This is a genomic window from Streptomyces sp. SS8 (assembly GCF_054072955.1).
Genome location: NZ_JBSVCZ010000010.1, coordinates 141,048 through 163,438, shown reverse-complemented (window position 1 = coordinate 163,438; position 22,391 = coordinate 141,048). Strand labels below are relative to the sequence as shown.

Here is a 22,391-nt window from a genome sequence, read left to right as displayed (position 1 = left end):
CCGCCCCGCGCCGGTGCTGGCACGTTGATTACCCGGGAAACAAGATCTCACACGGGCCGTTCGGAACGGTTTCCGATCGTTCACCGGCGCGTTCGCGCGGTCAGGCCGCGGCGGCGGGCTTCCCCGATCCGGCGCGGCCGCGGACGGCGGCGACCGCCTCCCAGTCCTCGGTGTCCAGGACGGACAGGGCGGCGGGGAAGACGCCGTCCTGCTCCTTGAGGATGTGCTCGCGCAGCGTCTCCAGGGCCTCCCACAGACGCCGCGGCCAGTCCGGGTCGGCCGGTGTGCCGCCCTCGGCCTCGGCCAGCACCGACTCGATGCGCCGGTGCTCGTCCTCCAGCGCCGCGATGTGGTCGGGGAACTCCTGCCTCATCGCGGGGAAGAGGCCGTGCTCCTCGACCTCGGTGTGCGGGCCGAGGACCGCTGCGATGTTCCGGGCGGCCTGTGCCATCCGGGGGACGTCGCCGTCGCTTCGGGCCGCACGCACCTCGCCGATCATGTTGACGACCGTGTCGTGTTCACGGGTCAGCTCCTCGATGGCTTCCAGGGACTGGCAGCCGCAGTACTCGCACATGTCTCCTCCTTCCTCTCGTCCTCCGGGCGGGCAGGCGTTGTGCCGTCAGGCGTTGTGCCGCTCCACGGCCCGCCGCACCCCGGTGAGGGTGAAGACCAGGGCCGCCGCGGCGACCAGGGCCAGCAGCGCCAGGCCGATGGCGTAGGAGCCGGTGGCTCCGTGGACCGCGCCCATCACCAGCGGCGGCAGGAATCCGCCCAGTCCCCCCGCGGCGCCCACCACACCGGTGACCGAGCCGACCTTGTCCGCCGGGGCGGCCAGCGAGACCAGGGCGAAGGTCGCGCCGCTGCCGGCGCCCAGGGCGACGGCCATGGACAGGAAGGCCACGGTGCCCTGCGGGGCCAGTTCCAGGGTGAAGGACTGCATCACGGCCCCGACGACCACCACCGCCAGGGAGGCGGCCAGGACGCGTACCGGGCCGAAGCGGTCCGACAGCCATCCGCCGATCGGGCGCATCAGCACCGCCAGCACTACGAATCCGGCCATCCGGTTGGCCGCGTCCGTCTGCTCCAGGCCGTAGGCGGTCCTGAGGTAGACCGGCAGGTAGACCGAGAAGGCGACGTAGCCGCCGAACGCCACCGCGTACAGCGCCGACGCCTGCCAGGTGATTTCCAGACGGGCGGTGGCGGCCAGCCGGCGCAGCAGGGGCTGGGAGGGCACGGTGCGGCCGGGGGCGTCGCGCAGCACGGCGTAGGCCAGCACCGCGTAGAGGGCGAGGGCGACGGCGGTGATCACGAACGGGGTGGCGGTGCCGTGGTCCTTGACGAGCTGGACCGTGGTCAGGGCGCTGATGGCGGTGCCGCCCATGCCCGCGCCGAAGATCCCGACCGCCAGGCCGCGGCGCTCGGGCGGGAACCAGGCGTTGACGAACGGCACGCCGATGGCGAAGGCGGTGCCGCCGATGCCGAGGAAGAAGCCGCCGACCAGCAGTCCCGCCAGGGAGGTGTGGCCGGACAGACCCAGATAGAGGACGGGGACGATGGTCGCGGCGGAGACCAGCGGGAACATCACCCGGCCACCGAACCGGTCGGTGAGCGCGCCCACCGGGATACGGCCCACCGAGCCGACGATCACCGGCACCGCGACGATCAGCGACTGCTCGAAGGAGGACAGCTCCAGGATCTCCTGGAAGCGGGGCCCCAGCGGGCTCAGCAGCGCCCAGGCCCAGAAGTTCAGGGCGAAGCCGAGGGTGGCGACGGTCAGCATCAGCAGACGCCGCTTCGCGGCCTCGTCGGCGCCGGCCCCCTCGGCGGTCGGACGGGCGGGCGCGGTCGTCCCACGCGGCTCACGGTCCATGGTGGTTTCCGTATCCGTTCCGTACGGCAGTGTGGTCATGTCGTCCTCAACCGGCTCGATGGTGACTCCGTGTCGCGGGCCAAAACCGGCGGTGTGTGCCCAGGTGCCCTGAGCGGCCGGTGCCATGCCCGCACCTCAAGGGTCTTCACACCCCTGTCCGGCCGTAAGGGACCAAGAGGTCCCGCGAGGGACCATTGGTCTCCCCTTCCCGGGGCCGCCCGGCGCGCCCCCGCGGCACCCGCCCCCGCGGCGCGGCGTCCATCAGGTGACGGGCAGGGCCGCGGCCAGGAGCACCACTCCCAGGGAGCCCACCAGGGAGGCGACCGCCAGGGCGCGGGCCAGCTCCGGGCGGCCCCGCGAGTGGGCCCGCCCGTGCAGCGCGGCGACGGCCATCACGGCGGTGAACAGGGCCAGTTTGGCGGCCAGGGTCCGCCCGTAGCCGGGCTCGGCCAGCGAGGCCCAGGTCACCCCCTTGTGCCAGGCCATCGCCACCCCGCTGGTCAGCTGGAGGGGCAGGAACACCATCCCGGTGAGCTTCCCGAAGCGGCGTCCGGCCTCCCGGACGAACCGCCCCCGGGCCTCGGGGGCCGGCATCCGGCGGGCCAGCGGCAGGATCACCAGCGACAGGGTCAGTTGCCCGCCGACCCACAGCGCGGCCCCGATGACGTGGGCGAAGCGTACGAGGGCCCAGGCGTCCACCCCGTTCACCTCCTCACCTCCACCACTCCGTGGGCGCCGGCCTCGGCACGGCGCATGTCGTGGTCGACGAACGGGTAGCGGCCGGCCTCGGGGAACACCGTCTCGGCGAAACCGCCCTGCGCCGGGGCCAGATCGAGCACCTGGGCCCCTCCGGGATCGTCCGGACGCAGCAGGTGGGCGCCCTCCTTGTAGACGGTGTCGAAGACGGTGCCCACCACGTGGAAGGCGACCCCGTCGCCAGGCCCGGCCGCGACCGCCCAGAAGCGGACCCGCTCCCCGGCCTTCGCGGTCAGGGGCTCCTCGGCGTACTGGCCGGCCACCCCGTTGAAGGCCCAGGCGTCCGGGCGGTTGGCGCGCATCTTCGCCACCTGCTCCTCGCCGCCGGGGGTGCCCAGGTAGAGCTGGGAGGTCACCAGCAGGTACTCCCGGTCGGCCTCGGGCAGGCCGGGAGGATCGATGACCACGGCCCCGTACATGCCGTTGGCGATGTGCTGGAGCATCGGCGCGGTGCCGCAGTGGTACAGCCAGGCGCCCGCCCGCTCGGCGGTGAACCGGTAGGTCAGCGACTGGCCGGGTTCGATGGTGCGCATCGGCCGGTCGGGGGCCAGCGCCCCGGCGTGGAAGTCGACGCTGTGGCCGATCGACCCGTCGTTGACCAGGGTGATCTCGAAGGTGTCGCCGACCCGGCCGCGCAGGGTCGGGCCCGGCGCGGTGCCGCCGAAGGTCCACATCCGCTGCCGCACCCCGGGGGCGACCTCGATGTCCTTCTCCACCGTGCGCAGGGTCACCCGGTGGGTTCGGCCCGGGCCGGCGGGCGGCAGCGCGGCCGGGCGGGAGGACCAGCCGGGCGAGAAACCTGCGGCCGGGGCGTGTCCCCCGTGCTCCTCCTCCCCGCCGGTGCCCCCGGTGCCGCCCTCCCGTACGGCGATGCGCATGCTCATGCCCGCGGCGCGGTGTCCGGCCACGGTGCACCACGCCTCACGGCTCGCGGTGACCGGTCCGACGTCCAGCACATGGGTGTCGCCCTCCGCCAGCATCGGGGTGGCGGGACCGTCCTCCACACGCAGGTCGTGCCGCATGGCATCCCGGTTGACGACCTCCAGGACCAGGCGGGTGCCGGAGGGGACCTCGACGGTGGCGGGGCTGACCCGCATGGCCTTCAGCTCCACGCGCACGGTGCGCGTCCCGGAGGCGGCGGTGCCGGCGCCCCCGCCGCCCGCCGCCTCCGCCCCGCCGCCCGCCGCCTCCGCCCCGCCGCCCGGTGTCCCGGCCACCAGTACGGCCAGCACGGTCAGCAGGACGCCGGCCGCGGCTCCGAACAGGGGCGCCCGCCGCGAGGTGCTCGTGGGCGGGGGTCCGCCGCGGGGTCCGGGCGGCCGGTCGGCCTGGGTGGACGGGCCGGGGGTGCCCGGTGGCGGGGCGTCTGCCGCCTCTGCCGGGGGTGGGGTGGTCACGTGCGCTCCTCAGGGTCCCGTCGCGGTCGCGGCGGATGATCGGGACATCGAGGCCGATTGTCGTTCCGGGGCGTGCCGGCGTTCGGGCGGCGAAGGTCCCCCGCGCCGGGACTTTCGGCCCCCGGTCCGGACCCGGGGGTCCCGGGCCCGGACCGGGGGCGGCCGCGTCAGCGGTGGGTGAGGCGCAGACGCCAGGCACGCGGGCCGCGCTCCAGGTACTCCACCGCGAAGGCGCCGCCGGTGCGCTGCTCGATCTGGGCCAGCAGGGGCAGCGGGTCGTGCGGCGCGACCAGCACCATGGACCGTCCCTCGGGAACGGCCTCGAGCGCTCCGAAGACCGTGGCGTGGCGGATGGCGTGCGGGACCTCGCGCACGTCCAGTTCGGGCGCCTCACCTGCGTCCGTCTCCCCGCAGGCGCAGCCCCCGCCGCAGCCGCCCTCCTCGCCGCCCCGGCCCGTCCCGCCCGGCTCTTCGTGGCCGGACTCCTCGTGGCCGGACTCCTCGTGGCCGCCGAGCAGTTCGTGCATTCCGGCGAGCATCTCGGCCAGGGAGACGTCGGGCGCGGCGGCGATCAGCGGCAGCACCAGGGCGTTCTCCTTGTCCAGGTGCTCCTCGAAGAGGACCTGGAGCGCCCGGGCGTCGGCCGCCGCGCGGGCCGGGGTGAGCGGGGCGCGCAGTGCGTCGACGAGCGCTCCGATCCTGCGGTGCTCGGCGAGCATGCCGTCGACCAGCAGCCGGGCCTCGTCGGTGCGGTGCGCGGCGGGGTAGAGGGCGGACTCCTCGGCGGCGGCGTGCGGGAGGAGTTCGCGGTCGCAGAAGGCGACCAGGCCCGCGCGGGCACGGCCGGTGGCGGCCGGGTCGCGGTCGGCCGCGTCCAGCAGCATCGCGACGCGTCCGGCCAACTGGCCGGCGAGCTGCGCGTGGTGGGCCTCGACGGCTTCGACGGCCGCGGCATCCCGGGGGTCGGAGGCGAGGGTGAGAGTGCTCATGGCTTTCCTCCCGAAGGTGGGCGGCCCACCGGGTCGTCCGGGGCCGGCGCGAGCAATATACTACGGACATGTCCGTGAGAAATAAGGGTCCACTGCCGGGCGGCGGCTCGGACGACCGTCCGCCGGTCTCCCGGCAGCGCAGGGCGGTCCTGCAGCATCTGCGCGGCCGGACGCAGCCGGTCACGGCCGCCGGCCTCGCGGCGGAGTGCGGACTGCACTCCAACACCGTCCGCGAGCACCTCGACGCCCTGGTCGACGCCCGTCTGGCCGACCGCGAGCGGGCCCCGGCCGCCGGCCGGGGCCGGCCCGCCTGGCTCTACCGGGCCCGGGCGCCGCAGCAGTCCGCCGTGCGTGAGTACGCCGGGCTGGCCACCGTCCTCGCCGCGCGGATCGCCCGCACCAGCCCCGACCCGCGCGCCGATGCCCTGGCCGCCGGGGAGGAGTGGGGCCGCGCCCTGCTCGCCGGGCAGGAGCCCGCGCGCGATCCCGGGGAGGCGCGCGCAAGGGTGCTGGTGCTGCTGGAGGAGATCGGCTTCGCCCCGCAGCCGGACGGGCCCGGCGGGACGGCCCGCGAGGTGCGGTTGCCGCGCTGCCCCTTCGTCGAGGCCGCCCGCGAGTACCCCGGCGTGGTCTGCGCCGTCCACGAGGGCCTGGTCAGGGCGGGGCTGGCCGCCCTGGGCGGGGACGCGGAGCGGGTGGCGCTGCACCCCTTCGCCGAACCGGACGCCTGCCGGCTGAGCCTGGGCGCCGAACCGCACGGACCGTCGAAGGACGACACCACCGGAGGGGACCGGTGACCGGCCCTGGAGCGGTCCCGGCCGCCGCCGCGGCCCGGCGCACGGGCGCCCGCCGCGCCGTCCTGCTGCTGCCGGCCGGGCTGGCCCTGCTCGCCGGGCTCGACGCCGCCCTGCTGCTGCTCGGCCTGCCCGCCCCCGTCGACGCCGACCGACTGCCGCGCGTGCACGGCGTGTTGCTGGTGCTCGGCTTCGCCGGGGCGCTGGTGTCGCTGGAGCGGGCGGTCGCCCTGGGCGCCCGCTGGGGGTACCTCTCCCCCGCCTGCCTGGGCGCGGGCGGCCTGCTGGTGATCGCGCCCGGCGGACTCCGTCCGGGCGGGCTGCTGCTCGCCTCCGGCGCCGCCGTCCTGCTCGCGGTGTACGTCCGGCTGTGGCGGCGGCAGCCCGGCCCGGCTCTGGCCGTGCAGGCCGCGGGCGCGGTGGCCGCGCTGGGCGCCGCGCTGCTGTGGCTCGGGGGACTCGACGTGCCCCGGCTGCTGCCCTGGCTGGCCGCCTTCCTGGTGCTGACCATCGCCGGGGAGCGGCTGGAGCTGTCCCGGGTGGGGCTGCTGCCGCCCCGCGCCGAACACTCCTTCCTCGCCTGCTCCGGCGCCGTGCTCACCGGAGCCGTCGCCGCCCTGCTGTGGCCCGCCGCCGGCACCCTGCTGCTGGGGGCCGCGCTGCTGGCCCTGGTCGGCTGGCTCACCGCGTACGACGTCGCCCGCCGGACGCTGCGCTCCACCGGGCTGCCCCGCTTCGGCGCCGCCTGCCTGCTGGCCGGTTACGCCTGGCTGGGGCTGGCCGGAGCGCTGTGGCTGGTGTACGGGCCGATCGCCGGCGGGGCGCGGTACGACGCGGTGGTGCACTGCGTCTTCCTGGGCTTCGTGCTGTCGATGATCATGGCGCACGCCCCGGTGATCCTGCCCGCGGTGCTGCGCCGCCCCCTCCCCTACCACCCCGCACTCGCCGCACCGGCCTGGCTGCTGCACCTCTCGCTGGCCCTGCGGGTCCTGGTGGGCGACCTGCGGGGTGTGGAGTGGGCCTGGCGGCTGGGCGGGGCCCTCAACATCGCCGCCGTGCTGCTGTTCGCGGCGGTGGCGGTGTCCTCGTCGGTGGCCGCCGCCCGCCGTTCCCGGACCGGTGCTTCCCGGGCCGGAACTCCCCGGGCCGCCGGGCCCGGCTCGCCCAGTCCGTCCACCCAGACCTCCCCGTCCACCCCCTCCGCCCCGGAGGTCTCCCGGTGACGCTCCTCTCCCCTCCTCCCGGCTCCCCCTCCCCCGGCCCCTCCGGCGGCTCGCCTGCCGGGAGAACCGGGCGCTCACCGCGCGCCTCCTGGCACCTGGGCGCGAACGCGGTGGTGGCGCTGTGGCTGACGCTGTTCGCCGCCGCGGCGGCCGGGCACCACTTCCTGCCGTCCGCCCGCTGGCTGATGGCCCATCTGCTGCTGCTCGGTGCGGTGAGCAACGCGATCGTCGTCTGGTCGGGGCACTTCGCCGCCTCGGTGCTGCGGCTGCCGGAGGCGAACCGCGGGGCCCCGGCCGCATGGCGGCTGGTCTGCCTCAACGCCGGCGCCGCCGCCGTGATCGGCGGGATGGCCGCCGGGGTGTGGCCGGCCGTCCTGGCGGGCGGGACGGCCGTGGCGGGCGCGGTGACGGCCCACGCGGTGTGGCTGGTGCGGCTGACGCGCCGCGCCCTGCCCGGCCGTTTCACCATGACCGTTCGCTACTACGTGGCCGCCGCCTGTCTGCTGCCCGCGGGGGCCGCGCTGGGCGTGGTCATGGCACGCGGCGATCTGTCCGGCGGCCTCCACGCACGGCTGCTGACGGCCCATCAACTGGTCAATCTGCTGGGCTGGGTGGGCCTGACCGTGGCCGGGACGCTGATCACCCTGTGGCCCACGATGCTGCGCACCAAGGTGGCGGACGGCGCGGAGCGCGCGGGCCGGCGCGCCCTGCCCGTACTGCTCGCCGGGCTCGGCGCGGCCGTCGCCGCCGTGCTCGCCGGCCCGCCGCCCCTGGCCGCCGCCGGGGTCGCCGCCTACGCCGCCGGGTGGGCGGTGGCGGGCGTGCCCTGGACGCGCGAGGCGCGGACGAAGGCGCCGCACTCCTTCGCCACCTGGTCGGTGGCGGCGGGCGGGGTGTGGCTGCTCGGTTCGCTGGCGGGCCTGGCCTGGGTCCTGCTGACCTCGTCCTCCTGGCCGCAGGCGGCGGCGCGGGTGCCGGCCCTGACCGCGCCGCTGGCCGCCGGGTGGATCGCCCAGACCCTGCTGGGCGCGCTGACCTTCCTGGTGCCGGTCGTGCTCGGCGGCGGGCCGGCCGCCGTACGGGCCGCCTCCGCCGCGCTGGAGCGGGGCTGGCCCTTCCGGCTGGCCGCGGGCAACGCCGCGCTGGCGCTGTGCCTGCTGCCGGTGCCCTCGGTGGTCCGGGTGGTGGGCTCGGTGCTGCTGCTGGGTGTGCTGGTCGCCTTCCTGGTGCTGCTGGTCCGCACCGTCGCGGGCGGCCTGCGGGCCCGCCGGGGCGGGGCCTCGGCCCCTCCCGCACGGCCGCCCGCGCAACCGTCCGGGAAGCCGGGCGGAGGGGCCCGCCCGTACCGCGTCCTGGGCGGCGTCGCCGCGGGGCTGGCGGCGGTGGTGCTGGCGGTCGCGGTGGGCGGCGCGGCGGATGTGCGCTCCCTGCCGGCCCTGCCCCGTGCCGCCTCGGGCACGGCGGACGGCGCGACGGACGCAGGTGTGCGGGCCACCGGTGGGACCACCACCGTGGAGGTGGTGATGCGCGGGATGCGGTTCCACCCGGCCTCCGTGGAGGTGCCCGCCGGGAACCGCCTGGTGATCGAGGTGCGCAACGAGGGCGACGACGGCCACGATCTGGTGCTGGAGTCCGGCGCCCGCACCGGCCGGCTCGCCCCCGGCGAGCGGGAGACGCTGGACGCCGGGGTCGTCGACCGCGATCTGGAGGGCTGGTGCTCGGTGGTGGGGCACCGGCGGATGGGCATGGTGTTCGGCGTACGGGTCACCGGCGACAGCGGTGGCGGCACTGCGGCCGACCCGCGGGATTCCGAGGGGCCCGCGGGCCCCTCGGAACACGGGGAGCACGGGGAGCACGGCGAACGGGGCGGCGCCGGCGAGGAGTCCGCCGCCTCGGCGTTCGACCCCATGGCCGAGCCCGCCCCCGGCTTCACCGCCCGTGACGCCGTGCTGCCGCCCGCCGCCGGCGGCTCCGGGCCGCGCGTCCACCGCCGGACCCTGACGGTGCGCGAGACCGTGCGCGAGGTCGCCCCCGGGGTGCGGCAGCGGATGTGGACCTTCGGCGGCACCGCGCCGGGCCCGACCCTGCGCGGCCGGGTCGGCGACACCTTCGAGATCACCCTGGTCAACGACGGGTCGATCGGCCACAGCGTCGACTTCCACGCCGGGGCGCTGGCCCCCGACCGGCCGATGCGCACCATCGAACCCGGCCAGTCGCTGACCTACCGGTTCACCGCCGAGCGCAGCGGGGTGTGGATGTACCACTGCTCCACGATGCCGATGTCGCTGCACATCGCCAACGGCATGTACGGGGCCGTGGTGATCGACCCACCACGACTGCCCCAGGCCGACCGGGAGTTCCTGCTCGTCCAGTCCGATCTGTACCTGGGCGGGCAGGGCGGCACGGCCGACGCGGACAAGTTGGCGGCCCTGCGGCCCGACGCCGTGGTCTTCAACGGCTACGCGAACCAGTACGCCCACGACCCGCCGGCCGTCCGCACCGGCGAGCGGGTACGGATCTGGGTGCTGGCGGCCGGGCCGAACCGTCCGAGCGCCTTCCACGTCGTCGGCGGCCAGTTCGACACCGTCCACCAGGAGGGCGCCTACCGGCTGCGTCCGGACGATCCGGGCAGCGGCGGCGCGCAGGTGCTGGATCTGGCCCCGGCCTCGGGCGGGTTCGTGGAGCTGACCTTCCCCGAGGCCGGCACCTATCCGTTCGTCTCGCACATCATGAGCGACGCCGAACGCGGCGCGAAGGGGGCCTTCAGGGTGACGGACTGAGCCGCTTCTCGAACCAGTGGTCGGCGTACTTCCCGCCGTTGTAGTCGGGGATCTCGGCGTAACCGCCGCGCGCGTACAGGGCGCGGGCCTCGACCAGATCGGCGCGGGTGTCCAGGCGGACCACCCGCGCGCCCAGCACCTCGGCGGCGGCGCGCTCGGCCGCCGCCAGCAGCCGCGCGCCTCCGCCCGTCCCCCGCGCGCCGGGGAGCACGAAGAGGCGGGTCAGCTCGGCGGTCCGCGCGTCCAGTACGCGCAGGCCGGCGCATCCGGCGGGCCGTCCCTGCCACCGGCCCACCAGGAAGTGGCCGGTGGGAGGGGTGAGATCGTCGCTGGGCTCCTCGGCGAGCGCCGCGTCGACCTCCTCCTCCGTGGCGCGGCGGCCGTGGTAGCGGCCGACGATGTCCTCGTAGTACGCGCGCAGCAGGGCCGCGGCCTCGGGATGCCCGACGTGCAGGGGCGCGATGTCCCAGAGTTCTCGGCGTTCGGTGTCCACGTGCCCCATCCTCACCGGCGCGGTCCGTCCGCGTCCTCCCGTTTTCCGCCCTGACCCGCCCCACCCGGCCCCCCCGGTCGGGGACCGGGCCCCGCGCGGCCGGTGGTCAGGGCGTACGGCCGCCCGCGCCGGCGGAGCGGGTGTGGGCGAGGATCGCGTCGGCCAGCGGCGGCACGGCCGCGCTTGCGAGCGCGTGCCCGAGCCCGGGGACGGTGACCAGCCGCGCGGAGGGGATCGCACAGGCCAGCCGGGCCGCGTGCGGCGGGGGTGTGACCGGGTCCTCGGGTGCGTCGACGACCAGGGTCGGGACCGTCACCCGCGCCAGTTCCGCTCCCCGTTCCATGCCGGACTGGTCGGCCAGCGCGTGTGCGGACGACGTGGCCCAGGTACCGCTGTGGGCGGCGACCCGGCGCTCCAGATCGCGGAACTCCTCGGCGTCGAAGGGCAGTACGCCGCCGTTGAGAAGGCGCCAGTGCTCCACCCGCCACTCCAGTTCGGCCTCCTGGTCGCGCTCCTGCCCCATCTGCTCCCACATCGTGAGCAGGCGTGGGTCGGGGCCGGGCAGGTCCTCGTCGGGGATCTCCGGGTCGGGGCGCGCGCCGCCCAGCACGGAGGTGCCCCACAGCGCGGCGCCGAGCAGTCGCCGCGGGTGGTCCAGGAGCAGCAACTGGACCAGGTAGCCGCCCATCGACATCCCCGCCACGTACGCCCGGTCGACGGACAGCGCGTCCAGCACCGCCACGGCGTCATCGGCGAGATCGCGCACGGCGTAGGGCCGTTCGTGGAAGGCGCGGGTGGAGCGGCCGGTGTCGCGGTGGTCGTAGCGGATGACGCGGTGGTGCCGCGCCAGCCGGGACACGAGCGCGTCGGGCCATCCCAGGCCGCTCGCTCCGGCGCCCATGATGAGCAGCAGCGGTGGCAGGTCGTCCTCTCCGGCGGTCTCGACCCACAGTCGGTAGCCGTCCCCCGCTTCGACGAAGGTCTCCATGTGTTCCCCCTTCAGTTCGGGCCGTGGTGCCGCAGGCCGTTGAGCGCGGTCTCCAGCAGCGCGTCGGCGTACTCCTCGGTCAGCGGCCCGCTGCGGGTCAGCCACCGCTGCGCCATCGGCGCGAAGATCGCGTCGACGGCGATGTCCAGGTCCAGTGAGGCCGGGAGCTGACCCGCGCGCTGTGCGGAGCGCAGCCGGGCCCGCTTGGCCTCCCGGGTGGGCTGCTCCACGCGGATGCGGTGTTCCTCGGCCAGAGCCTCGTCCTCGACCATCGCGACCGTCAGCGCCCGCAGCGGACGGTCCACCTCGGGACTGGCGAGCTCCAGCGCGGTGGCCCGCAGGACGGTGCGCAGGTCCGCCTCCAGATCACCGGTGTCGGGCAGCGGCACCGGCTCCTCGCCGTCGCCGAAGCTGCGCACGAGGATCGCCTCGAACAGCACCGCGCCCTTGGAGGGCCACCACCGGTAGATCGTCTGCTTGCCGACTCCGGCACGCGAGGCGATCGCCTCGATGCCGAGCCTGCCGTAGCCGACCTCTCCGACCAGTTCGAAGGCCGCTTCCAGGATCGCGGCGCGGGAGGCCGCGCTGCGCCGGGCGGCCATCGGTTGCTTGGGCATGACCGGACCGTAGCACATCCGAGACGGTACGTCTCGTCTCGCTTCTCGCGCCACAGGACGCCGCTCCCGGCGGGGCGCAAGCAAACCGCCGCGTTCACCCGAAGACCCCGTGGGCACCGACCGGCCGAACGCGGCTCCCGCACCCGGTTCGGCGGCGGCGCGAGCAGCGGCCCCGCCCGGGACCGGCCGAGAGGGAGGGAGCGGGAAGGCGCTACGCCGTCAGCGCACGCTCGCCGTCGTCGCCACCTTGGGCGCAGACGGCGGCCAGTTCGTCCAGGGAGATCCCCAGCGCGGCCGCCAGGGCCGCCACGGTGAAGAACGCCGGGGTCGGCGCCCGCCCGGTCTCGATCTTCCGCAGCGTCTCCGCCGACACCCCGGCCGCCGCCGCGACCTCCACCATGCTGCGTCCGCCGCGCGCTTCGCGCAGCAGCGCGCCGAGCCGCTCCCCGCGCTGCCGCTCCCACGGGGTCAGAGGAGTTCTCACCATGACCGTGATACTAATACCGGTATAAGAATTGGTTCGCATCGGCCTGGCGCGATGCGCCCCGGCCCGGCGCGGGCGGCCCGACACGGACGAGGAGCGGTGGACCATGGTGGAGATCAAGACCGACGCGGCACTGGAGGCCATGCGGGAGGCCGGGCGCGTCGTCGCCCGGGCCCTCGCGGCCGCCCGGGACGCGGCGGGCGTCGGAGTGTCCCTGCGGGAGCTGGACGAGGCGGCGCGCGCCGTCCTGGCCGAGGCGGGGGCGCGCTCACCCTTCCTGGGCTACCGGCCCTCCTTCGCGCCCACCCCGTTCCCGGCGGTGGTCTGCGTATCCGTCAACGACGCGATCGTGCACGGCGTCCCCGACGGCTACCGGCTGCGCGACGGCGACCTGGTCAGCGTCGACTGCGGCGCGGAACTCGACGGCTGGACCGGTGACGCCGCCGTCAGCTTCATCGTGGGCACTCCCCGGCCCGCCGACCTGGAACTGGTCAAGGCCACCGGGGAGGCGCTCGAGGCGGGCATCGCCGCGGCCACCGCCGGAAACCGGATCGGCGACATCTCGCACGCCATCGGCTCAGTCGCCGAGGCGGCCCGCTGCGGCATGCCCCGGGACTTCGGCGGCCACGGCATCGGCCGCCGCATGCACGAGGACCCCCACGTGCCCAACCGCGGGCGCCCCGGGCGCGGTTTCCCCCTGCGCCACGGAGTGGTCCTCGCCATCGAGCCGATGCTGATGGCCGGCGGGAGCGACGCCTACCGCACCGACACCGACGGCTGGACGCTGCGCACCGCAGACGGCAGCCGGGCCGCCCACATCGAGCACACCGTGGCGGTCACCGAGGAGGGCCCGCGCATCCTCACCCTGCCCTGACCGGGCCCGCGCCGGGCCCCCGGCGGGTGATCAGCTGGAAGAGGCGGGCGGTGTGCCGGTGGGCGGGCCGGTCGGTGAGCGCGAGTTCCAGCCGTTCCAGGTCGGCGTAGAAGGCCGGGTCGTGCTTGCGCTCGTCGTCGGTGATGTAGTCGCTGACGCTGCGGATGCCGTAGTGCGCGGCCCCCGGGCAGCCCAGGTCCTCCAGCCGGGAGGCGATCTCCTCGGCGGTGTACAGCGTCATGGCGGTGCCGAAGGTGCGGCCCTCGGCGCGGTCCCGGTCGAGGGCCGCCAGCGCGGCGGCCGGGTCCAGTCCGCGTACGGCCGCGACCAGCGGGGCGGAGTGGCGGTTGACGGCCATCACCGACAGCACGCCGCCCTCCCGCAGCGGCGCCACGGCCGCCGCCAGCATCTCCTCCGCCGCGTCCGAATCCCGCGCGTACTGGAGGACGTTGTGGCACAGCACGACGTCCCAGCCGCCCGAGGCGATCTCCCGCGGCAACTCCTCGACACGGGCCCGGACGCGGGTGACGCGGTCGGCCACTCCGGCCGCCTCCGCGCGCTCCCCGGCGGCGGCCAGCATCCCGGGGGCGAGGTCCACCAGGGTCACGCGGTGGCCGCGGGCCGCGAGCCGGACGGCGTCGCCGCCGTCTCCCCCGGCCAGGTCCAGGATCCGCAGGGGGCCGTCGCCGAGTCCGTCCAGATGGCGCAGGAGGTTGGCCTCGGCGAGGGCGAAGCGCAGGCGCCCCCAGGGGGCCTGCTGCCACTGCCGCCAGGCGGCCATGGACGAGTCGAACCTCTGCGCTGCCCCGGACATGCGCAGAGCCTAACCCGGGCGCCGACTCGGCGACCGCATACCGGAGTTGTGGTCCGTACCAATCCCCTGCCGATGTATTGCCCCGGCGTACCGGGCGGCCCAAGCTGTCGGGCATGGACCTGGAACTGCGGCACCTGAAGACGATCCGGGCGATCGCGGACGCGGGCAGTCTCACCCGGGCGGCCACGGCACTGGGCCTGGCCCAGCCGGCCCTCAGCGCACAGCTCAAGCGGATCGAACGCGCCCTGGGCGGGGCGCTGTTCACCCGCGGCCGGTTCGGGGTCCGGCCGACCGCGCTGGGCGAACTGGTGCTGGACCGCGCCTGTGTGCTGCTGCCCGCGGTGCGTGAACTCCAGGAGGAGGCCGTACGGTTCGCGCGGGCGTGGGAGGGCATGCCGCGCTTCCGGCTCGGCGGTACGCACGGGCCGCTGCTGGGCGGCCTGGTGGACCGGCTGGCGGAGTCCCACCCGCAGGTGGCGGTGACCACGCGCACCTCCTGGTCGGAACGGGAGATCGCCGCGCTGGTGGTCGAGGGGCGGGTGGACTTCGCCCTGGTCGGCGCCTGCGGGGAGAGCCCGCCGCCGGCGGCGGACCGGCTGGTGTGGCGGGAGATCGCCGTCGACCCGGTGTTCGTGATGCTGGGCCGGGACCATCCGCTGGCCGAACGGCGCGAGGTGGAACTGGCCGGGCTGGCCGGGGAGTCATGGGCCGACGTGCCGGGGGACGGCTGCTTCGCGGACTGCTTCGCCGCCGTCTGCGCCCGCGCCGGGTTCACCCCCGCCCGCGTCTACGAGACCGACACCGCCTCGTGTGTCCATCTGGTGCAGGTGGGGCGGGCGGTGGGGCTGTGCCGGGCTACGTTCCCGCCGGCTCCGGGCGTGGTGACCCGACCGCTGGCCGGGGCTCCGCTGCGCTGGCGGCATCTGGTCGGCTGGCATCCGGGCTCGCCCGCGGCGGGCGTCGCGGGACCGGTGGTCGCCCAGGCCCGCGCGGCGCACACCGAGGCCGCCGCCCGCAGCGCCAGTTACACCCGGTGGCTGGCCGACCACCCCGGGTTCGGCGCGACTTCCCCGGCGGGGGTCGGATGAACGCGGGATGACGATCGGATGAGATCGGACGGGACGGCACCGCGCGACACGCCGGAGCCTCCGGCGGGTGGCTCGGCGGCCCGTCCGGCCCCGCCGCCAAGGGTCCCGTAGCAGAACGGAGTTGCGCGGCGATCGGCGGGCCGCTGGTCGGGGCGTACGCCCGGACGGATGCGGAGTGCCGGTACCACCCCCACGGTGGCATCCCCCGGTCCGCTACAGTCCGTCGTCCTGGGAAGTGCCACAAGGGGGCTGAATGCGTCGCGATACATGCCCGGTCTGCGAGCAGCGGGCGCCGGTGACCGACGGGGTCATCGGCCACCACGAGAGCGAAGACCGAAGCTGCCGAGGAGCGGGCCGGACCGCCGCGGAGGCGCCGGCCCCGCAGGAGGGTGCTCCGCGTCCTGCCGGGAAGAAACGTACGAAGGCGGCCGCGCCCGTGCTCGCGGCCCTGGGCCTGGTCGGCCTGCTCCTCCTCGGCCTCGGGGCCGTTCGCGGCTCCGTGCCGCTCCTGGCGGGCGGTGCCGTCCTCCTCGTCGCGGCGGGGGCCGGTGTCCTGCTGAGCCGCCGCGCCCCGGCGGCCGGTGAGCGGACCGCCGCGCAGAGCGGTACCGAGGGGACGAAGACGGAGGAGGACGCGGCTGCCGTCCGCGCCGAGGCGGAACCGCTGACCGAGCCGGGGGCCGAGCCGCGGCAGGAGGCGGAACGCCGCGAGGAGGAGAAGGGGAGCGTCTCCGGTTCCGTCCTGGTGGAGACGGTCTCCGTGGAGGAGACCGCTCCGGAACGGCTTTCGGTGGGCGGTCTGTTCTTCTCCGATCCCGCTGACTCCGCCCCTCGGCCGGAGCGGTCCGACCGGTCGGACCTGGAGGAGAGCCGGGAGGAGAGCCGGGAGGAGGACCTGGAGGAGAGCCGGGATTCGGCTTCCCCCACGCCGGAGCCCGAGCACAGCACACGGGAACCGCAGGCGCGGGACGACGACTCCCCGGAGCCGGAGACCGGAGCGCCCGGGGCGCCGGAGCCGCGTGCCGACGAGCCGGCCTCCCCCACGGCGGAGGCGGTGAAGGCCGAGGCGCCCGCCCCGGAGGCCGAAACCCCCGCCGAGATCCCCGCTCCCCGGGCCGAGGGGGCAGCCACGGTGGCCACGGCCACCGTGGCTGCCGAGGAGACCGACGGCGCTGAGGCCGCGGCTTTGGAATCCCCCTCCGTCGACGAGCCGCCGTCCGCACCCGCCGAGGCGCCCGCAGCCGCCGACGCCTCCACGCAAGACGCCGGAGACGCCGGAGAACCCGCCCGGGCTCCCGCCGCCCCCGCGGCCGAGACCCCGGCGCCCCGCACGCCGGAGCCGGAAGCGGAGCCGAAGCCGGCTGCCGAGGATGCCGACGAGGCCGTGCCGTCCGCGGCCACCGACGCCTCCACGCGGGAGGCCGGGGACGCCGACGAAACCGCCCCTGGGTCCGGGCCGGCCGAGGACGAGAAGGCCGAGGCGCCCGCCGCGCGCATCGTGAAGCAGGCGGCTTCCTCGCCCGAGGAGACCGAAGCCCCCCAGGCACCTGCCGCGGCCGCCGAGCCGCCCGCGGAGCCCGGACCGGCCGAATCCGGCGCCGAGCCCGCCGGCGGCCCGTTCGCCCTGGAGGCGGAGGCCGCCGGGATGGACGCCGGGACGCTCCGCGAGATCGCACAGGCCGTCGTCACCGAGCAGAACGCCAGCATGGTCTATGTGCAGCAGCGCTTCTCCCTCTCCCGTACGGCCGCCCGTCGCGCCCTGGACGCGCTCGAGCGGCTCGAGGTGGTCTCGGCCCCGGCCAAGAACGGGCGGCGCAAGGCCCTGACCACGTCCCTGGACCACCTCGCCCCGGCGGGCAAGCGCTGATCCGTGCACTGACCCGCGCACTGCGACGCGACGGAACCCGCAGGTCACACGAGGTACGGCGGCTTCCATAACGCGGTGGGGGGAGGAGAGTTGACAGCTCCTCCCCCCACCGCGTCCGCGTCTACGGTTTCGGTCACCCCGACGAAACCGAGGAGAACCACATGCTCCACAGACGCGTCGCAGGCGCGTGCGCGGCCGCCGTGGCGGCCGGCGCACTCGTCCTGACCGGGCTGCTGCCGGGCACCGCGACGGCCGATCCCGCCGCTTCCGCCCCGCAGTCGGCGGACGCCCACCCCGCCTCGTCCGCCCTGTCCTCCGTACCGCCCGGCCTGCTCAAGGCCATGCAGCGCGATCTCGGCCTCACCGCCGGCCAGGCCAAGGACCGGCTGGTGAACGAGAGCAGGGCCGGAGAGGCCGCCGGGAAACTGCGCCTGGCGCTCGGCGGCGACTTCGCCGGCGCCTGGGTGGCGGGCGACGACTCCGCGACCCTCACCGTCGCCACCACCGACGCCTCCGAGACCCGCGCGATCACCGCTCAGGGCGCCCGGGCGAGGGTCGTCGAGCACACCCTGGCCGAGCTCGACGCCGCCAAGGCCGCGCTGGACCGGGCCGCCCGGAAGAACGCCACCACCGCCGCGCCGGTGTGGTACGTCGACGTCAGGACCAACTCCGTCGTCGTCCGCGCCTCCGACACCGGCAAGGCCCGCGCCTTCGCCGAGGCGGCGGGCCTGGACTTGGACGGCGGCCCGGTGCGCGTGGTGAAGTCCGCCGAGCGGCCCCGTCCGCTGTACGACCTGCGCGGCGGCGACGCGTACTACATGGGCGGCGGCGGACGCTGCTCGGTCGGCTTCCCCGTCACCAAGGGCAGCCAGCAGGGCTTCGCCACCGCCGGCCACTGCGGCCGTACCGGAACCAGCGTCTCGGGCTACAACCAGGTGGCGCTGGGGACCTTCCAGGGCTCGTCCTTCCCCGGCAACGACTACGCCTGGGTCGCGGCCAACTCCAACTGGACCGCCACCCCGTACGTGAAGACCTCCAGCGGCAGCGTCCAGGTCGCCGGCTCCACCCAGGCCACCGTCGGCGCCTCCGTGTGCCGCTCCGGTTCCACCACCGGCTGGCACTGCGGCACCATCCAGCAGCACAACACCAGTGTCACCTACCCCGAGGGCACCATCACCGGCGTGACCCGGACCACCGTGTGCGCCGAGCCCGGCGACTCCGGCGGCTCCTACATCTCCGGCAACCAGGCCCAGGGTGTCACCTCCGGCGGCTCCGGCAACTGCTCCTCCGGCGGCACCACCTACTACCAGCCGCTTAACGAGATCCTCTCCGCCTACGGCCTGACGCTGAAGACCACCGGCGGCGGCCCCGGCCCCGACCCCACCGACCCGCCCACCGACCCGCCGGGCGGCGGCACCTGGCAGGCCGGCGCCGTCTACTCGGCCGGCGACCGGGTGACCTACGGGGGCGCGACCTACCGCTGCCTCCAGGCCCACCAGGCACAGCCGGGCTGGGAGCCGCCGAACACCCCGGCGCTGTGGCAGCGGGTGTGAGCACCGTCCCGACCCGAGCCGGAGTCCGGTTCCGTTCCTGACCACCACCGCGTGCCGCCCGGGTGCGCGGGCGGCACGAGGCCGGAGGGCGCCCCATGGGGGGAGCGCCCTCCGGCCGCTGCCGTGCCCCGCGCGCCGTCGCGATGTCCGGCCCCGCCCCGATGGACCGTACGGGCCCGGAGGAGTCGCACAGAGGAACGGTTCTGATCAAGCCCTGGGCAACGGGTGCGTTCATCGGTATTTTTCGCCCCCTGCCGCCCGGAACGCGATGCGGCGGAGGTTCGGTGATGGGGGTGCCGTGCGCGATTTCACTCTTCCGCCCGTGGTGGAGCCGATGCGGAAGGGAGGGCTGGCGGACTCGGTCCACGAACTGGCCGAACGTGACCCGTCCTTCGCGCAGCTCGCCCGCCGCCAGGCCCCCGCGGGCGGTGATCGGGCGGGTGGTGAGTGGGCCACCGTCACCGCCGCCGCCTTCCGCGACGAGGTGAGGGCCCTTGCCAAGGGCCTGCTGGCCGACGGCATACGGTTCGACGACCGGGTCGCGGTGATGGCCCGCACCCGTTACGAGTGGACGCTGTTCAGCTACGCGCTGTGGACGATCGGCGCCCAGGTCGTACCCGTCTATCCCACCTCCTCCGCCGAGCAGGTGCGCTGGATCCTGGCCGACGCGCAGGTGGTGGCGGTCGTCGTCGAGCACGAGGAGCACGCCATGACGGTGGGCTCGGTGTGCGACGCGGCGCCGTCTCTGCGCCGCATCTGGCAGCTCGACACCGGCTGCGTGCGGGAGCTGACCGAGCTGGGGCGCGGCGTCCCCGAGGATCTGGTGGACCGCCACCGCCTGGCGGTGACACCGCGCTCGGTCGCCGCCGTCACCTACACCTCCGGCACCACCGGCCGCCCCAAGGGCTGCGTGATCACCCACGCCAACCTCGCGGCCGAGTGCGACATCCTGCTCGCCGGCTGGCCCGGGCTCATCGCCGCGCAGGGCGATCGGCCCGCCATCCTCGCCTTCCTGCCGCTGTCCCACATCTACGGCCTGATGGTGCAGGTCTTCTGCGTCCGCAACGGCGTACTGCTGGGCCACCAGCCCGAGATCGCGCCCGCCGAGCTGCTGCCCGCGCTCGCGTCCTTCAGACCGACGTTCGTCTTCGCCGTGCCCTACGTCTTCGAGAAGATCTACCGCAAGGCGAGGCAGGCCGCCCTGGAGGCGGGCAAGGGCGATGTGTTCGACCGGGCGATGGATGTCGCGGTGCGTTACGCCGAGGCCGTGGAGCGGCGCGACGCCGGCACGGGCCCCGGCCCCGGTGCGGTGCTCAGGGCCTCGCACGCGGTCTTCGAGCGCACCGTGTACCGGAAGCTGCGGGCGGTACTGGGCGGGCGGGTGCGGTACGCGGTCTCGGGCGGCTCCACGCTGCGCCGCGAGCTCGGCCTGATCTTCGCCGGCGCCGGGATCACGGTCTACGACGGCTACGGGCTGACCGAGACCACCGCGGCGGTGACCGGCCAGCCGATGGGCCGCGTCAAGTTCGGCACGGTGGGCCGCCCGATGCCGGGCCACTCGATCCACATCGCCCGCGACGGGGAGATCTGGGTGCACGGCGACGTCGTCTTCGCCGGCTACCTCAACGACCCCGAGGCGACCGCCAGGGTGCTGCGCGACGGCTGGTTCGCCACCGGAGACGTCGGCCACCTGGACGACGAGGGCTATCTGGTCATCACCGGGCGCAAGAAGGACATCATCGTCACCAGCGGCGGCAAGAGCGTCGCCCCGCAGGTGCTGGAGGACCGCGTCCGCGCCCATCCTCTGATCTCCCAGTGCCTGGTCGTCGGCGACGACCGCCCCTACGTCGCGGCGCTGGTCACCCTCGACCCCGATGCGCTGGAGCACTGGTTCCGGCTGCGCGGGCGGGAGCCGCTGTCGCCCCGGGAGGTGCTGCGCGACGAGGAGCTGCACGCGGAGGTCCAGCGGGCGGTGTCCCAGGCGAACAACGCGGTGTCGCGCGCGGAGTCCATCCGGGCCTTCCGGATCCTGCCGGCGGAGTTCAGCATGCGGGAGGGGCTGGTCACGCCGTCGCTGAAGATGCGGCGGGCGGCGATCACGAAGATGTACGAGGCGGAGATCGAGGCCCTCTACGCCTCCTGAGCCCTGCGCCCGAGCCACACCGTGACCTCGAATACCTGTGTGCACAAACGGAGTTGACGCCCCCGGCGGAACCACGGCAGCATCCGCCGGGTGGAGATCACCGACCTCACCCCGGCCGAACTCCGCGTGTGGCGGGCCTTTCCGCTCAACAAGGGCGTCGACCTGCGCGAGAACGCGGACGACGACCCGGCGGACGGTGCCTCGTGGGGCCCCGGGCGCACGATCCGCGCCGAGGTGTTGCGGGCACTGCTGCTCGACGGCCCTACCACCGGCGGCGAGGTGCCCGGCCTGAAGCTGACCGGCGCGCGCGTCACCGGCCGACTGGACCTCATGTACGGGACGGTCGAGCCCGCCGTACGGCTGCGGTCCTGCCACTTCGAGCGGCCGCCGAACCTCTACGGGGCGCAGGTCCGCGCCCTCGTCCTGACCGACTCGGTGCTCCCCGGCCTCACCGCCGGGACCCTCCGCGTCGACATCGTGCTGCGGATGACCGGCTGCCGGGTCACCGGTCCCGTACGGCTGGCGGGGGCACAGCTGTCCGGGGCGCTCTTCCTCGACGGCGCGGTGCTGGGCGCCCCCGGAGCACAGGGCGACCCGTCACCGGGCCCGGGCCGGGAGGACTCCGGGGAACGGCCGGAACCTGTCCTCCAGCTCAACCACGCGACGGTCGGCACCGACGTCTGGGCGACAGGGCTCACCGCACACGGCCGGGTGCGGATGGACGGCGCCACCGTCGGCGGACTGGTGAACCTCGACGACGCCGAACTCCACGACCCGGGCGGCCTCGCGCTGGAGGCCGAGACCCTGTCGGTCGGCACCGATCTGCGCGCCGCCCGGCTGCGCGCCCGCGGCATGGTCAACCTCAGCGGCGCCACGATCCCCCGCCAACTCGTCCTGAGCTCCGCGCGGCTCTCCAACCCCGCCGGGCAGGCGCTGCGGGCCAGCGTCAGCACCATCGGCGAACTGTGGCTGCGCGGCACGGCCCCGGTGCAGGGGGCCGTGAACCTGCGTGGCGCCCGGCTCGATCTGCTGGAAGCCGCCCCGGAGGTGTGGCCCGAACAGGTCAGGCTCGACGGGCTCACCTACCGGCGGCTGACCCCGCATATGCCCGCCGAGCGGCGGCTGCCGCTGCTGGAACGCGAGGAGAACGGCCATCTTCCGTACTCGTACGAGCAGTTGGCCACCGCGTACCGCACCGCGGGCGACGAGGCGGGCGCCCGCACCGTGCAGCTCGCCAAACTGCGCCGCCACCGCCGCTCCCTGCCCCCGTACGCCAGGTCCTGGGGGTATCTCCAGGACGTGACCGTCGGTTACGGCTTCCGCCCGATGCGGGCGGCCGGCTGGCTGTTGATGCTGCTGCTCGCCGGCACGCTGGTCTTCGCCGGGGAGCACCCCCGCCCGCTCAAGGCCGACGAGGCCCCCGACTTCAACCCCCTCTTCTACACCCTCGACCTGCTGCTGCCGGTCATCGGCTTCGGCCAGGAGGCCGCCTTCGCGCCCGAGGGCGCGTACCAGTGGCTGGCGTATCTGCTCGTCGTCACCGGCTGGATCCTGGCCACGACGACCGCGGCGGGCATCACCCGCGCCCTCAGCCGCCAGTGATCGCGCCCGCGCCGATCGGCCGGGGCCGCTCCCCCAACAGGCCCTGGCGGGACGGGTGG

19 protein-coding genes are annotated in these 22,391 nt (G+C 75.4%); 9 read left to right on the top strand and 10 right to left on the bottom strand.

Annotated features, from left to right (window positions below; all coding sequences use genetic code 11):
- Window positions 1–100: 100 nt before the first annotated feature.
- The 5 genes from ACW69E_RS12665 to ACW69E_RS12645 form a co-directional block, all read right to left on the bottom strand.
- The gene (locus tag ACW69E_RS12665; RefSeq protein WP_457498288.1) at window positions 101–574 is read right to left on the bottom strand and encodes a hemerythrin domain-containing protein; all 474 of its coding nucleotides are present in this window, start codon (window positions 572–574) and stop codon (window positions 101–103) included.
- Between the two features lie 45 nt (window positions 575–619).
- On the bottom strand, window positions 620–1,780 hold the full coding sequence (locus ACW69E_RS12660; RefSeq protein WP_457498324.1) for a nitrate/nitrite transporter: 1,161 nt from the start codon (window positions 1,778–1,780) through the stop codon (window positions 620–622).
- 351 nt (window positions 1,781–2,131) lie between these two features.
- On the bottom strand, window positions 2,132–2,578 hold the full coding sequence (locus ACW69E_RS12655; RefSeq protein WP_457498287.1) for a CopD family protein: 447 nt from the start codon (window positions 2,576–2,578) through the stop codon (window positions 2,132–2,134).
- Window positions 2,575–4,023, bottom strand: a complete 1,449-nt coding sequence (locus tag ACW69E_RS12650) for a multicopper oxidase domain-containing protein (protein WP_457498286.1) — start codon at window positions 4,021–4,023, stop codon at window positions 2,575–2,577. Before ACW69E_RS12650 ends, ACW69E_RS12655 begins: the two co-directional genes overlap by 4 nt.
- A 167-nt stretch (window positions 4,024–4,190) precedes the next feature.
- Window positions 4,191–5,012 carry a DUF2249 domain-containing protein gene (locus tag ACW69E_RS12645; RefSeq protein ID WP_457498285.1) on the bottom strand — a complete coding sequence of 274 codons (822 nt, stop codon included), beginning with the start codon at window positions 5,010–5,012 and terminating at the stop codon, window positions 4,191–4,193.
- A gap of 68 nt (window positions 5,013–5,080) precedes the next feature.
- Here ACW69E_RS12645 and ACW69E_RS12640 point away from each other — a divergent pair, with 68 nt between their 5' ends.
- From ACW69E_RS12640 to ACW69E_RS12630, 3 genes are read left to right on the top strand one after another with little or no spacing between them, the layout of a single operon-like run.
- Window positions 5,081–5,809 (top strand): helix-turn-helix transcriptional regulator, encoded by a 729-nt coding sequence (locus tag ACW69E_RS12640; RefSeq protein WP_457498284.1) that lies wholly within the window; start codon window positions 5,081–5,083, stop codon window positions 5,807–5,809.
- Window positions 5,806–7,029, top strand: coding sequence for a hypothetical protein (locus tag ACW69E_RS12635; protein WP_457498283.1), 1,224 nt, complete (start codon window positions 5,806–5,808; stop codon window positions 7,027–7,029). The genes ACW69E_RS12640 and ACW69E_RS12635 overlap by 4 nt, the downstream gene beginning before the upstream one ends.
- Window positions 7,026–9,809 carry a multicopper oxidase domain-containing protein gene (locus ACW69E_RS12630; RefSeq protein WP_457498282.1) on the top strand — a complete coding sequence of 928 codons (2,784 nt, stop codon included), beginning with the start codon at window positions 7,026–7,028 and terminating at the stop codon, window positions 9,807–9,809. The genes ACW69E_RS12635 and ACW69E_RS12630 overlap by 4 nt, the downstream gene beginning before the upstream one ends.
- Here ACW69E_RS12630 and ACW69E_RS12625 read toward each other — a convergent pair.
- The 4 genes from ACW69E_RS12625 to ACW69E_RS12610 all read right to left on the bottom strand — a co-directional run bounded on the left by ACW69E_RS12625 (window position 9,793) and on the right by ACW69E_RS12610 (window position 12,394).
- On the bottom strand, window positions 9,793–10,311 hold the full coding sequence (locus ACW69E_RS12625; protein WP_457498323.1) for a GNAT family N-acetyltransferase: 519 nt from the start codon (window positions 10,309–10,311) through the stop codon (window positions 9,793–9,795). The genes ACW69E_RS12630 and ACW69E_RS12625 overlap by 17 nt on opposite strands.
- Window positions 10,312–10,408: 97 nt before the next feature.
- Entirely contained in the window at window positions 10,409–11,290 is an 882-nt protein-coding gene (locus tag ACW69E_RS12620; protein WP_457498281.1) for an alpha/beta fold hydrolase, read from the bottom strand.
- Window positions 11,291–11,301: 11 nt separating this feature from the next.
- Entirely contained in the window at window positions 11,302–11,907 is a 606-nt protein-coding gene (locus ACW69E_RS12615) for a TetR/AcrR family transcriptional regulator (RefSeq protein ID WP_457498280.1), read from the bottom strand.
- Between the two features lie 211 nt (window positions 11,908–12,118).
- Window positions 12,119–12,394, bottom strand: a complete 276-nt coding sequence (locus ACW69E_RS12610; protein ID WP_457498279.1) for a helix-turn-helix domain-containing protein — start codon at window positions 12,392–12,394, stop codon at window positions 12,119–12,121.
- A 103-nt stretch (window positions 12,395–12,497) separates the two neighbouring features.
- Here ACW69E_RS12610 and map point away from each other — a divergent pair, with 103 nt between their 5' ends.
- Entirely contained in the window at window positions 12,498–13,265 is a 768-nt protein-coding gene (gene map / locus ACW69E_RS12605; RefSeq protein WP_457498278.1) for a type I methionyl aminopeptidase, read from the top strand.
- Here map and ACW69E_RS12600 read toward each other — a convergent pair.
- Window positions 13,252–14,079, bottom strand: a complete 828-nt coding sequence (locus ACW69E_RS12600; protein ID WP_457498277.1) for a methyltransferase domain-containing protein — start codon at window positions 14,077–14,079, stop codon at window positions 13,252–13,254. The two genes, map and ACW69E_RS12600, sit on opposite strands and share 14 nt — an antisense overlap.
- 113 nt (window positions 14,080–14,192) lie before the next feature.
- On the opposite strand from ACW69E_RS12600, the gene ACW69E_RS12595 reads away from it, so the two are divergent.
- The 5 genes from ACW69E_RS12595 (at window position 14,193) to ACW69E_RS12575 (ending at window position 22,332) form a co-directional block, all read left to right on the top strand.
- Complete coding sequence (locus tag ACW69E_RS12595; protein WP_457498276.1) at window positions 14,193–15,167, top strand: LysR substrate-binding domain-containing protein; 975 nt, start codon at window positions 14,193–14,195, stop codon at window positions 15,165–15,167.
- A 436-nt stretch (window positions 15,168–15,603) separates the two neighbouring features.
- On the top strand, window positions 15,604–17,034 hold the full coding sequence (locus ACW69E_RS12590; RefSeq protein ID WP_457498275.1) for a hypothetical protein: 1,431 nt from the start codon (window positions 15,604–15,606) through the stop codon (window positions 17,032–17,034).
- Between the two features lie 161 nt (window positions 17,035–17,195).
- Window positions 17,196–18,587, top strand: a complete 1,392-nt coding sequence (locus tag ACW69E_RS12585) for a carbohydrate-binding protein (protein ID WP_457498274.1) — start codon at window positions 17,196–17,198, stop codon at window positions 18,585–18,587.
- A 298-nt stretch (window positions 18,588–18,885) separates the two neighbouring features.
- Window positions 18,886–20,730 (top strand): AMP-dependent synthetase/ligase, encoded by a 1,845-nt coding sequence (locus ACW69E_RS12580; protein WP_457498273.1) that lies wholly within the window; start codon window positions 18,886–18,888, stop codon window positions 20,728–20,730.
- A gap of 90 nt (window positions 20,731–20,820) precedes the next feature.
- Window positions 20,821–22,332, top strand: coding sequence for a membrane-associated oxidoreductase (locus ACW69E_RS12575; protein WP_457498272.1), 1,512 nt, complete (start codon window positions 20,821–20,823; stop codon window positions 22,330–22,332).
- Window positions 22,333–22,391 lie beyond the last annotated feature (59 nt).

Excerpts from the sequence above, each read along its gene's own strand:
- ACW69E_RS12665 (WP_457498288.1), bottom strand. The coding sequence starts at position 574 with ATGTGCGAGTACTGCGGCTGCCAGTCCCTGGAAGCCATCGAGGAGCTG.
- ACW69E_RS12660 (WP_457498324.1), bottom strand. The coding sequence starts at position 1,780 with ATGCTGACCGTCGCCACCCTCGGCTTCGCCCTGAACTTCTGGGCCTGG.
- ACW69E_RS12645 (WP_457498285.1), bottom strand. The coding sequence starts at position 5,012 with ATGAGCACTCTCACCCTCGCCTCCGACCCCCGGGATGCCGCGGCCGTC.
- ACW69E_RS12640 (WP_457498284.1), top strand. The coding sequence starts at position 5,081 with ATGTCCGTGAGAAATAAGGGTCCACTGCCGGGCGGCGGCTCGGACGAC.
- ACW69E_RS12625 (WP_457498323.1), bottom strand. The coding sequence starts at position 10,311 with ATGGGGCACGTGGACACCGAACGCCGAGAACTCTGGGACATCGCGCCC.
- ACW69E_RS12620 (WP_457498281.1), bottom strand. The coding sequence starts at position 11,290 with ATGGAGACCTTCGTCGAAGCGGGGGACGGCTACCGACTGTGGGTCGAG.
- ACW69E_RS12615 (WP_457498280.1), bottom strand. The coding sequence starts at position 11,907 with ATGCCCAAGCAACCGATGGCCGCCCGGCGCAGCGCGGCCTCCCGCGCC.
- ACW69E_RS12610 (WP_457498279.1), bottom strand. The coding sequence starts at position 12,394 with ATGGTGAGAACTCCTCTGACCCCGTGGGAGCGGCAGCGCGGGGAGCGG.
- map (WP_457498278.1), top strand. The coding sequence starts at position 12,498 with ATGGTGGAGATCAAGACCGACGCGGCACTGGAGGCCATGCGGGAGGCC.
- ACW69E_RS12600 (WP_457498277.1), bottom strand. The coding sequence starts at position 14,079 with ATGTCCGGGGCAGCGCAGAGGTTCGACTCGTCCATGGCCGCCTGGCGG.
- ACW69E_RS12595 (WP_457498276.1), top strand. The coding sequence starts at position 14,193 with ATGGACCTGGAACTGCGGCACCTGAAGACGATCCGGGCGATCGCGGAC.
- ACW69E_RS12585 (WP_457498274.1), top strand. The coding sequence starts at position 17,196 with ATGCTCCACAGACGCGTCGCAGGCGCGTGCGCGGCCGCCGTGGCGGCC.